Annotated in this window: 9 protein-coding genes and 6 tRNA genes; 12 read left to right on the top strand and 3 right to left on the bottom strand. The window is 70.0% G+C overall.

Features of this window, described 5'->3' with window-relative positions; genetic code table 11:
* Positions 1-52 precede the first annotated feature (52 nt).
* From glgX to CFK38_RS12670, 3 genes are all read right to left on the bottom strand, one after another.
* On the bottom strand, positions 53-2,218 hold the full coding sequence (gene glgX / locus CFK38_RS12680; RefSeq protein WP_096803394.1) for a glycogen debranching protein GlgX: 2,166 nt from the start codon (positions 2,216-2,218) through the stop codon (positions 53-55).
* Positions 2,219-2,308: 90 nt separating this feature from the next.
* Positions 2,309-2,383 (bottom strand) — tRNA-Val (locus CFK38_RS12675).
* A gap of 28 nt (positions 2,384-2,411) precedes the next feature.
* Positions 2,412-2,487, bottom strand: a tRNA-Gly gene (locus CFK38_RS12670).
* Positions 2,488-2,754: 267 nt separating this feature from the next.
* Between CFK38_RS12670 and CFK38_RS12665 the strand changes: the two genes are divergently transcribed.
* The 12 genes from CFK38_RS12665 (at position 2,755) to yajC (ending at position 11,101) form a co-directional block, all read left to right on the top strand.
* Positions 2,755-2,826, top strand: a tRNA-Val gene (locus CFK38_RS12665).
* A 26-nt stretch (positions 2,827-2,852) separates the two neighbouring features.
* Positions 2,853-2,925 (top strand) — tRNA-Gly (locus CFK38_RS12660).
* A gap of 65 nt (positions 2,926-2,990) precedes the next feature.
* Positions 2,991-3,061: transfer RNA gene (locus CFK38_RS12655), tRNA-Cys, on the top strand.
* Between the two features lie 28 nt (positions 3,062-3,089).
* Positions 3,090-3,164: transfer RNA gene (locus CFK38_RS12650), tRNA-Val, on the top strand.
* 152 nt (positions 3,165-3,316) lie between these two features.
* Complete coding sequence (thrS, locus tag CFK38_RS12645) at positions 3,317-5,317, top strand: threonine--tRNA ligase (RefSeq protein ID WP_096803393.1); 2,001 nt, start codon at positions 3,317-3,319, stop codon at positions 5,315-5,317.
* Positions 5,314-5,895 (top strand): HIT family protein, encoded by a 582-nt coding sequence (locus CFK38_RS12640; RefSeq protein WP_172895796.1) that lies wholly within the window; start codon positions 5,314-5,316, stop codon positions 5,893-5,895. Before thrS ends, CFK38_RS12640 begins: the two co-directional genes overlap by 4 nt.
* A gap of 92 nt (positions 5,896-5,987) precedes the next feature.
* Complete coding sequence (locus CFK38_RS12635; protein ID WP_096803392.1) at positions 5,988-7,313, top strand: PrsW family intramembrane metalloprotease; 1,326 nt, start codon at positions 5,988-5,990, stop codon at positions 7,311-7,313.
* Positions 7,314-7,434: 121 nt separating this feature from the next.
* Complete coding sequence (locus tag CFK38_RS12630) at positions 7,435-8,193, top strand: YebC/PmpR family DNA-binding transcriptional regulator (RefSeq protein WP_096803391.1); 759 nt, start codon at positions 7,435-7,437, stop codon at positions 8,191-8,193.
* Between the two features lie 70 nt (positions 8,194-8,263).
* Positions 8,264-8,857, top strand: coding sequence for a crossover junction endodeoxyribonuclease RuvC (gene ruvC, locus CFK38_RS12625; protein ID WP_096803390.1), 594 nt, complete (start codon positions 8,264-8,266; stop codon positions 8,855-8,857).
* A 26-nt stretch (positions 8,858-8,883) separates the two neighbouring features.
* On the top strand, positions 8,884-9,492 hold the full coding sequence (ruvA, locus tag CFK38_RS12620) for a Holliday junction branch migration protein RuvA (RefSeq protein ID WP_096803389.1): 609 nt from the start codon (positions 8,884-8,886) through the stop codon (positions 9,490-9,492).
* A gap of 83 nt (positions 9,493-9,575) precedes the next feature.
* Entirely contained in the window at positions 9,576-10,580 is a 1,005-nt protein-coding gene (gene ruvB / locus CFK38_RS12615) for a Holliday junction branch migration DNA helicase RuvB (RefSeq protein WP_245851303.1), read from the top strand.
* A 140-nt stretch (positions 10,581-10,720) separates the two neighbouring features.
* Entirely contained in the window at positions 10,721-11,101 is a 381-nt protein-coding gene (gene yajC, locus CFK38_RS12610; protein WP_245851039.1) for a preprotein translocase subunit YajC, read from the top strand.
* Positions 11,102-11,144 lie beyond the last annotated feature (43 nt).

Genomic DNA, 11,144 nt, shown 5'->3' with positions numbered 1-11,144 from the left:
CCCGGGCGGTGGTCCCGGCCGGGGCGGGCCGGTCGGTGTCGGTGGGCCCGCCTCAGGCGCGGGCGGTGCGGTTCTCGTCGTGCTCGGGAAGGTCTGCGTCGTGCTCCGTCATGGGCGGCCGCATGAGGATCAGCAGCGAATGGCCGGGTCGGGTGACGGTGGTCCCGGCCACGAGGACCTCACCGACATCGAACATGTCCCCGGTGCCCAGCTCGACGCGCCACTCCCGACCGTGGTCGGCCGGGGGCAGCGTGAAGTCCACGGGATTGCCGGAGGCGTTGAACATCACCAGCGCCGAGTCGTCGATGATCCGTTCCCCGCGCAGGTTCGGCTCGGGGATCCCGGAGCCGTTGAGGAACATCGTCAAGCACTTGTTCTGCGGGATGTTCCAGTCCTCGTCGGTCATCAGGGCGCCGTCGGTGCCGAGCCATTCGACGTCCGGGAGCACCGGATCGGCGCCGTCCTGGGCGGTCCCCTGCAGGAAGCGCCGACGGCGGAAGATCGGATGGTCCCGACGCAGCGCGATGACGCTCTGGGTGAACCAGAGCATGTCCATCTGGTACGGGTCCAGCTCCCAGTCCATCCAGGCCAGCTCGTTGTCCTGGCAGTAGGTGTTGTTGTTGCCGTCCTGGGTGCGACCCATCTCGTCGCCGTGCAGGATCATCGGCACACCCTGGCTGAGCAGCAGCGTGGCCATCAGGTTCTTCGCCCGTTGCAGGCGCAGGTCGCGCACTTCCGCATCGTCGGTCGGGCCCTCCACGCCGGAGTTCCAGGAGCGGTTGTGGCTCTCGCCGTCCTCGCCGCCCTCCCCGTTGGCCGCGTTGTGCCGGTCGTTGTAGGAGACCAGGTCGGCCAGCGTGAAACCGTCGTGGGCGGTGACGAAGTTGATCGAGGCGATCGGGGTGCGCCCGGTGTGCTGGTACAGGTCCGAGCTGCCGGCCAGTCGTGAGGTGAAGTCCCCGATCTTGCCCGGCTGGGAGCGGTGGAAGTCGCGCACCGTGTCGCGGTACTTGCCGTTCCACTCGGACCACAGCGGCGGGAACCCTCCCACCTGGTAGCCGCCCTCACCGAGGTCCCAGGGCTCCGCGATGACCTTGACCTGGGAGATCACCGGGTCCTGCTGGATGATGTCGAAGAAGGCGGAGAGCCGGTCCACCTCGTGCAGCTCGCGGGCGAGGGTGGAGGCGAGATCGAAGCGGAAACCGTCCACATGCATCTCGGTGACCCAGTAGCGCAGCGAGTCCATGATCAGCTGCAGCACGTGGGGGGTGCGCATCAGCAGGGAGTTGCCGGTGCCGGTGGTGTCGTAGTAGTGCGCCTCGTCCCCCTCCACGAGGCGGTAGTAGGCGGCGTTGTCGATGCCGCGGAAGCAGAGGGTGGGGCCCAGCTGGTTGCCCTCGGCGGTGTGGTTGTAGACCACGTCGAGGATCACCTCGATGTCCGCCTCGTGGAGGTTCTTCACCATCTGCTTGAACTCCTGGACCTGCTGGCCCAGCTGCCCGGCGTGCGAGTACTCGTTGTGGGGGGCGAAGAAGCCGATGGTGTTGTAGCCCCAGTAGTTGCGCAACCCCTGCTCGACCAGGTGACCGTCCTGCACGAACTGGTGGACCGGCATCAGCTCGACCGCGGTGACGCCCAGCTCCGTGAGGTGCTCGATGATCGCCGGATGCCCCATGGCGACGTAGCTGCCGCGGATGTCCTCGTCGATGTCGGGATGGAGCATCGTCAGACCCTTGATGTGGGCCTCGTAGATGACGGTGTCGTGATATTCGTGGGCCGGCGGGTGGTCGTTGCCCCAGTCGAAGAAGGGGGAGACCACCACGGAGTGCATGGTGTGCTCCGCGGAGTCGTCCGTGTTGCGCTCGGCGGGGTGCTCGAAGTCGTAGCTGTACAGCGAGGGATGGTTGCTGGCCATCCCGGCGATCGCCTTCGCATACGGGTCCAGCAGCAGCTTCGAGGCATCGCAGCGGTGGCCGGCGGCGGGGTCGTAGGGCCCGTGCACCCGGAAGCCGTAGCGCTGACCGGGCTGCACCGACGGCAGGTACACGTGCCACACGTAGGCATCCACCTCCGTGACCTCGACGCGGCGCTCGGCGCCCGTCTCGTCGATCAGGCACAGCTCGACGCGCTCGGCGACCTCCGAGAAGAGGGCGAAGTTCGTGCCCGAGCCATCGAAGGTGGCACCCAGGGGGTAGGCCTGTCCGGTCCAGATCTGCATGCGCCCAGAGTAGACGCACCGTTCCTGAACGTTGATCGGGGGCGGTGCGGGACGACGAAGGCCCCCTCGGGGTTCCGAGGGGGCCTTGCGTGGTGGGCGATACTGGGATCGAACCAGTGACCTCTTCCGTGTCAAGGAAGCGCGCTACCGCTGCGCCAATCGCCCGGTGCGTCCGAGGACGCGGGGGAGGGGTTGGAGCGGACGACCGGATTCGAACCGGCGACCCTCACCTTGGCAAGGTGATGCTCTACCAACTGAGCTACGTCCGCACATCGGCCGAGCCGACGAAGGACGACGATATTCCGCTCCGCCCCGCTTCGCAAATGCTGAGGATGGACAGTGTTCGAGGTCACCGCGCGCTCCGACGGCGGTTCCGGCGGAGCAGATGGGGCAGGCGGTGCCGCCGGGTGCTCCGGCGGGGCCCGGCTGCGGCCGCCCGGGGTGGGGGATGCAGGTCACATCCTCTCTGGCCCGGAGCATCCCGGAAACCGTGTAAGCTTCTTCGAGTCCACTCGAGAGGGTGGTCAGCACCTTCGGGGCGATTGGCGCAGGGGTAGCGCGCTTCCTTCACACGGAAGAGGTCACTGGTTCGATCCCAGTATCGCCCACGGCGGGATCCTCGGATCCCTGTCACGCGGACGTAGCTCAGTTGGTAGAGCATCACCTTGCCAAGGTGAGGGTCGCCGGTTCGAATCCGGTCGTCCGCTCCGAGGAGCGGCGCGCTCGACGACTCGTCGGGAGCGCCGTTTCCCGTAGATGCGAGAGCATCTGCGGTGGGTTGGCCGAGAGGCGAGGCAACGGCCTGCAAAGCCGTGTACACGGGTTCGAATCCCGTACCCACCTCCGTCGGCACCGGTCTCGGTGTCGTCACGGGCGATTGGCGCAGCGGTAGCGCGCTTCCCTGACACGGAAGAGGTCACTGGTTCGATCCCAGTATCGCCCACCAGCACAGGAGGGCCCCGGTCTGCGGACCGGGGCCCTCCTGCGTCCTCGGCCACTGCCGCCCCGGCCGACTCGTGGGGATCCCGCCGGGCGGATACCATCGCCCGTGGAGCCGGCATCGTCGGCCGGCTCGACCCGACCCAGAAGGAGCACTCCGTGGCCCAGATCGCCATCACCCTCGACGGTTCGCCCCAGCACCTCGAGGAGGGGACCACGGGCGCTGAGCTCTTCGCGGGCACCGCCTCGGTCATCGCCCTGCGCATCGACGGCGAGCTGCGGGACCTGCACACGGCGCTCGCCGCGGGTCAGGACGTCGAGGGCGTGGACATCTCGTCCCCGGACGGTCTGTCGATCCTGCGCCACAGCACCGCCCACGTGCTCGCCCAGGCGGTGCAGACGATGAACCCCGAGGCCACGCTCGGCATCGGCCCGCCCATCACCGACGGCTTCTACTACGACTTCGACGTCGCCGAGCCGTTCACCCCCGAGTCCCTCAAGGCGCTGGAGAAGGAGATGAACCGGATCATCAAGTCCGGCCAGCGCTTCGTGCGGCGCGAGATCTCCGACGATGCCGCCCGCGCCGAGGAGTCGGCGGAGCCCTACAAGCTCGAGCTGATCGGGCTGAAGTCGACCGCCGACGACGCCGCCGAGGGCGCGAGCGTCGAGGTCGGCGAGGGCGGGCTGACCATGTACGACAACGTCGACAAGAAGGGCCGGACCGTCTGGACGGATCTGTGCCGCGGCCCGCACCTGCCCACCACCAGGCTCATCGGCAACGGCTTCGCGCTCACCCGCTCCGCCGCCGCCTACTGGCGCGGCAGCGAGAAGAATCCGATGCTGCAGCGCGTCTACGGCACCGCCTGGCCGTCCAAGGAGGAGCTGCGCGCCCACCAGGAGCGCATCGCCGAGGCCGAGCGCCGCGACCACCGTCGGCTCGGCAGCGAGCTGGACCTGTTCTCCTTCCCGGACGAGATCGGCTCCGGGCTGCCGGTGTTCCATCCCAAGGGCGCCATGATCAAGATGGAGATGGAGGACTACTCCCGCCGCCGCCACGTCGAAGCCGGGTACTCCTTCGTCTCCACCCCGCACATCACCAAGAAGCACCTCTTCGAGACCTCGAAGCACCTCGAGTGGTATGCCGAGGGCATGTACCCGCCGATGCACGTGGACGAGGAGGTGGACGCCGACGGCAACGTCACCAAGCAGGGCCAGGACTACTACCTCAAGCCCATGAACTGCCCGATGCACAACCTCATCTTCAGCTCCCGCGGCCGTTCCTACCGCGAGCTGCCGCTGCGGCTGTTCGAGTTCGGCAGCGTCTACCGCTACGAGAAGTCCGGCGTGGTGCACGGGCTGACCCGCGCCCGCGGCTTCACCCAGGACGACGCGCACATCTACACCACCCGCGAGCAGATGAAGGACGAGATCGCCGGGACCCTGGACTTCGTCCTGGACCTCCTGCGCGACTACGGGCTGGACGACTTCTACCTCGAGCTGTCCACCCGTGACCCCGAGAAGTCCGTCGGTGACGAATCCACCTGGGACGAGGCCACCCGCACCCTCGAGGAGGTCGCCACCTCCTCCGGTCTCGAGCTGGTCCCCGATCCGGGCGGCGCCGCCTTCTACGGGCCGAAGATCTCCGTGCAGGCGAAGGATGCGATCGGTCGCACCTGGCAGCTGTCCACCATCCAGCTGGACTTCTTCGAGCCCGAGCTGTTCGAGCTCGAATACACCGCTCCCGACGGCTCCCGCCAGCGCCCGGTGATGATCCACCGTGCCCTGTTCGGCTCGATCGAGCGGTTCTTCGGGGTGCTGCTGGAGCACTACGCCGGCGCGTTCCCGGTATGGCTGGCACCGGTGCAGGTCGTCGCCGTCCCGGTGGCGGCGGAGTACGTGCCCTACCTCGAGGAGGTCGCCGCGAAGCTGCGCGCCCGCGGGGTGCGGGTCGAGGTCGACTCCTCCGATGACCGGATGCAGAAGAAGATCCGCACCCACACCAAGGAGAAGGTTCCGTACCTGCTCATCGCCGGCGGCGAGGATCAGGACAAGGGTGCCGTCTCCTTCCGCATGCGCGACGGCAGTCAGGACAACGGCATCGACGTCGACACGGCCGTCGAGCGCATCGTCACCGCCATCGAGGACAAGGCGCAGGTGTGAGTTCGGAGCCCGGGACGCCCGGCGGGTCCGACGGCCGGCCTGCCATCGAGGACGCCCGCGACTTCGCGGGCGTCCCCGACGACACCCAGCGGCTGTGGACGCCGCACCGCATGGCGTACATCGGCGGCGAGAACAAGCCCGCGGACCCGCACGACGACGCGCAGTGCCCCTTCTGCACCGCACCGCGGCGCACCGATGAGGACGCGCTGATCGTCCACCGCGGCCGGAGCGCGTACGTGATCCTGAACCTGTATCCGTACAACTCCGGGCACCTGCTGGTGTGTCCGTACCGCCATGTCTCGGACTACACGGATCTCGAGGAGCCCGAGGTGCTCGAGGTCGCCGATCTCACCCGCACCGCGATGCGCGTGATCCGCGAGGTCTCCGCGCCGGCGGGCTTCAACCTGGGCATGAACCAGGGCGAGGTCGCCGGGGCCGGCATCGCCGCGCACCTGCATCAGCACGTGGTGCCCCGCTGGCCGGGGGACGCGAACTTCCTGCCCGTCGTCGGCCGCACCAAGGCGATCCCGATCCTGCTCGCCGACACCCGTCGGCTGTATGCCGACGCATGGCCCTGAGCTAGCATGACCGAGGCCGTCCGGGCTGCGCTCCGCAGGGGCGACAGGGTCCGAGGCAGGTCGCACCGACCGGGGGAGAGGCAGGACTGTCCGTGACGAGCACGACCGGGAGCCCGCCGCCCCCCGCCCCGCAGCCGCCGGGCCTCGCTGCCCCCCACGCCGGTCCGTCCGGCCGGGACGGTGCCCCGGACCCGTACGGCTACGACGTCGAGCGCGCGGATCCGAACGCCCCTGCCCGGCTCGGCGGGAGCCGCGCCGGGCGCGGACGCCGCCGCCCCTGGGTGCGGTGGGCGCTGTTCGGGCTGTCCTTCCTGATGCTCGCCGCCGCCGCGGTCGGACTGTACTTCTTCGTCATCCTCCCGCTCGGCTTCGGCACCTCGCTGGTGGCGTTCACCGCCGCGCTGGTGCCGGTGGGGATGATCCTCGCCGCGGTGTGGTGGCTGGATCGGTACACCCCGCAGCCACGGATCTCGCTGGTCTACGCCTTCGCCTGGGGTGCGATCGGGTCGGTGCTGCTGACCCTCTTCTTCGGCACCTTCTTCGACGCCTGGATCTCCCCGGAGGAGGAGACGCAGCTGATCGGCAGCTTCCTGGGAGCCGTCGTGCAGGCCCCCGTGGTCGAGGAGGCGATGAAGTCCGCCGGGCTGATCGGTCTGCTGATCTGGGGCCGGAGATACATCTCCGGTCCGCTCGACGGAGTGGTCTATGCAGCGCTGATCGCCGGGGGCTTCGCCTTCACCGAGAACATCCTGTACTTCGCCCGGTCCTTCCACGAGGCCCAGGCCGCCGGCGAGGTCGCCGTCTTCTGGCAGACCTTCTTCCTGCGCGGCATCCTCTCTCCCTTCGCGCACGTCTCCTTCACCGCGCTGTGCGGGCTGGGCCTGGGGATCGCCGCGGAGCGGCGCTCGCTGATGCTGTCCTTCGGGCTCGGGGTCGGCGGCCTCTCCCTGGGCATGGTGCTGCATGCGCTGTGGAACGGGTCGACCTTCTTCCTCCCGGTGGATCCCGAGGCGCCGCTGGCCGGTTTCCTCCGCTACTACGCCAGCGTCCAGGTGCCCATCTTCCTGCTCCTGGTCGGCATCGTGCTCTTCCTGCGGCTGCGGGAGAAGCGCATCCTGCGCCGGCAGCTCTCGGAGTACGGCCGCGCCGGCTGGTTCTCCCCGGACGAGGTCGAGATGCTGATCTCGATGCGCAGCCGCCGGCGGGCCGAGAGCTGGGCGGCGCGCCACGGGGCCGTCTCCCGGATGGGCATGCGCCACCTGATCCGTTCCGCGGTCGCGCTGGGGATGGAGCGGCACAGCGTCCTGTTCGGACGGACGACGGCGAGGACCCGTGCCCGCGAGCGCGAGCTGCTCGAGGAGATCACCGCCGACCGTCGCCTGATCGGCGCCCTCACCGCTCCCGTGGTGCGGGGCTGAGCGACACCCCGACCACCCCGCGCGGGCGCGTCCGCCGATGGCGTGCGGACCGCGCCGCGACCTGGCCCTAGAATGGAGCGGCAATCCGCCGCCGGACGGCGGCAGAGTCGGGAGGAGAGAGATGGCAGGGCATTCCAAGTGGGCGACCACGAAGCACAAGAAGGCCGTCATCGATGCCAGGCGAAGCAAGCTCTTCGCCAAGCTGGTCAAGAACATCGAGGTCGCAGCCCGCATGGGTGGTCCTGACCCCGTCGGCAACCCCACCCTCTTCGACGCCATCCAGAAGGCGAAGAAGACCTCCGTCCCCAACGACAACATCGACCGCGCCGTCAAGCGCGGCGGCGGCCTCGACGGCGAGGCCGTCGACTACGAGACGCTGATGTACGAGGGATACGCCCCCGGCGGCGTCGCCGTGCTGGTCGAGTGCCTCACCGACAACAAGAACCGTGCGGTCTCCGAGGTGCGGCTGGCCTTCAACCGAGGCGGCGGCAACATGGCCGACTCCGGGTCGGTGTCCTACCTCTTCGAGCGCAAGGGCGTGGTGGCGGTCCCCAAGGGCGAGCACAGCGAGGACGATCTGCTCGAGGTGGTGCTGGACTCGGGCGCCGAGGAGATCAACGACGAGGGCGAGACCTTCGAGATCATCTCCGAGGCCACCGACGTGGTCGCCGTGCGCACCGCGCTGCAGGAGGCGGACATCGACTACGACAGCGCCGAGGCGCAGTTCGTGCCCACCATGCGCACCCCCGTGGATCTCGACGGAGCCCAGAAGGCCCTGCGTCTGATCGAGGCCCTCGAGGACAGCGACGACGTGCAGAACGTGTACTCCAACCTCGACATCCCCGAGGACGTCGCCTCGCAGCTGGTGGACTCGGAATGACCCCGCCGGACGGAGCGGGTACCGCCTGCGGTCCCGCACCGTCCGGGGCGGCCGACCGCAGGAGCCGACCATGACCACCATGCGCGTCCTCGGGGTCGATCCCGGCCTGACGCGGTGCGGCATCGGCGTGGTCGACGCTCTCGGCGGCCGCCGGGCACGGCTGGTCCACGCCGGCGTGATCCGCTCCGAGAGCGAGTCGCCGCTGGACCAGCGCCTGCTCACCATCGCCCGTGGCCTGCGCGCCGCCCTCGAGGAGTTCGCCCCGGATGCGGTCGCGGTCGAGCGGGTCTTCAGCCAGAACAACATCTCGACGGTGATGGGCACCGCGCAGGTCTCCGGCATCGCGCTGCTCGAGGCCGCCGAGCGGGGCATCCCGACCGCCCTGCACACCCCCTCCGAGGTGAAGGCCGCGGTGACCGGGAGCGGGCGCGCCGACAAGCAGCAGATCCAGACGATGCTCATCCGGCTGCTGGGCCTGGACGCCGCGCCGCAGCCCGCCGACGCCTCCGATGCGGTGGCGATCGCCCTGACCCAGCTGTGGCGCGGCCCGGGCCCCGTGGCACTGGATGCCGCCGGCGCCGCCCGCACCAGCGCCCAGGCGGTCTGGGCGCGCGCCGAACGCGAGGCCCGACGCGCCCGGGAACGCTCCACCTCCCGCCACTGATCGAACAGGTGTTCTAGGCTGGACGGGTGATCGCATCCCTGACCGGGCGGGTGGCCCGCCTCGACCTCGACTCCCTCGTGCTCGAGGTGGGCGGTATCGGCTACCTCGTCCGCACCACCCCGCAGGCGCTCGGCGCCACCCGCCACGGGGCCGAGCTCACCCTCCACACCGAACTGGTGGTCCGCGAGGACTCGCTGACCCTCTACGGGTTCCCGCACGCCGAGGAGGCCGAGACCTTCCGCATCGTCCAGTCGGTCTCCGGCATCGGGCCCCGCACCGCGCTGGCGGTGCTCGCGGTGCTCGATCCCGAGGAGCTGCGGCGCGCCGTCGCCGAGCAGGACACGAAGACCATCACCCGCACCCCCGGTATCGGCCCGAAGGTCGCCGGAAGGATGCTGCTCGAGCTCGGCGGGAAGCTGCCGGCGCCGTCCGCTCCGGTCAGCGGTACCGCCCCGTCCGCGACGGCGGCGCCTGCGGGCCCCGACGTCGACGTGGTCGAGGCGCTGGTGGGGCTCGGCTGGGCCGAGAAGGCCGCGCTGGGCGCGGTGGAATCGGTGCGGGCCGACGGCGGTGAGGGTCTCGACGCCGCCGAGCTGCTCCGCCGGTCGCTGCGCGGTCTGGGAGGTCATCGATGACCGACGCCCGGAAGAACGACGTCGAGTGGAACGCTGTCGCCGGGAGCGACGGCGAGGAGCCCTCGCTCACCAGTGCGCGATCGATGCCGCCGGAGCGCACGGCCGAGGCCGCCCTCCGTCCGCGCCACCTCGACGAGTTCGTCGGCCAGCAGGTGGTGCGCGATCAGCTGTCCCTGGTCCTGGACGCCGCCTCGGCCCGGGGACGCACCCCGGAGCACGTGCTCCTCTCCGGCCCGCCCGGCCTCGGGAAGACCACGCTGGCGATGATCATCGCCGCCGAGCTGTCCGCTCCGCTGCGGATCACCTCGGGGCCGGCGATCCAGCACGCCGGCGACCTCGCCGCGATCCTGTCCTCCCTCGACGAGGGCGAGGTCCTGTTCATCGATGAGATCCATCGCCTGGCGCGCCCCGCCGAGGAGATGCTCTACATCGCGATGGAGGACTTCCGGGTCGACGTCGTGGTGGGCAAGGGGGTCGGGGCGACCTCGATCCCGCTGGACCTGCCGCCGTTCACCGTGGTCGGTGCCACCACCCGTGCGGGTCTGCTGCCCGCACCGCTGCGCGACCGCTTCGGCTTCATCGGTCATCTCGACTTCTACTCCCCGCAGGAGCTGCGGGAGGTCGTCCGTCGCTCCGCGGAGCGGCTGGAGGTCGCGCTGGAGGAGGCGGCGTCGGTCGAGATCGCCTCGCGGTCCCGGGGCACGCCCCGTATCGCCAACCGGCTCCTGCGCCGGGTGCGGGACTGGGCGCAGGTGCGGGGGAGCGGGCGCCTCGACCTGGCCGCCGCGAAGGAGGCCCTGCGGGTGTACGAGGTCGACGAGCGCGGGCTGGACCGACTGGACCGGGCGGTGCTGTCCGCGCTGTGCGGGCGCTTCTCCGGAGGTCCCGTGGGATTGTCGACCCTGGCGGTCGCCGTCGGTGAGGAGACCGAGACGGTCGAGACCATGATCGAGCCCTATCTGGTGCGGGAGGGCTTCCTGCTGCGCACCCCACGCGGTCGGGCGGCGGCACCGGCGGCCTGGACCCATCTGGGTCTCGCGCCGCCCGACGGGCCGGAGGGCGTCGCGCCGATGCTCGGCCGCTTCTGAACCGTTCCCCGTACGGTTCCTCACCTCGATCCTGGACGGGCGGTGCGGGTGGGACGGGTACAGTGGGGCGGTCAGTCGTCCGCGGCGGTTCCTCATCGTGCAGCAGCACTGTGTCCGTGCCGTCCGCCGAAAGGAATTCCGTGGAATCTCTCCTGCCCCTCCTGCTCATCTTCGCCGTGATGATGCTGCCCCTGCTGTGGATGTCCAGCCGCCAGAAGAAGGCGCAGCAGAAGCAGCTCGAACGCGTGCGCCAGCTCGGCGTCGGCGATGAGGTGCGCACCCAGTCGGGCTTCTTCGGCCTGATCGTGGAGGCGTACGACGACGTCGTGGTCCTCGAGAGCGAGGACGGCTCGCAGACCAAGTGGGCGCGTCAGGCGATCGCGCAGCAGGTGAACGAGGAGGAGCCGGCGGCGGGCGAGGACGAGGCCTCCGAGGAGGAGCCCTCCTCGCAGGACGCCATCCCCGGCGTGACCGTCTCCGAGGACTCCGCCCGCGACGACGTCCGTCGCGACCGCGACTGACCTCCCGGGGCGCGCCGCCCCGCTGTGACCTCCCAGGGCGCGC

It is taken from the genome of Brachybacterium vulturis (assembly GCF_002407185.1).
Lineage (GTDB): Bacteria > Actinomycetota > Actinomycetes > Actinomycetales > Dermabacteraceae > Brachybacterium > Brachybacterium vulturis.
The sequence above is the reverse complement of the archived record's forward strand: the minus strand, read 5'-3'. Positions and strand labels throughout refer to the sequence as shown.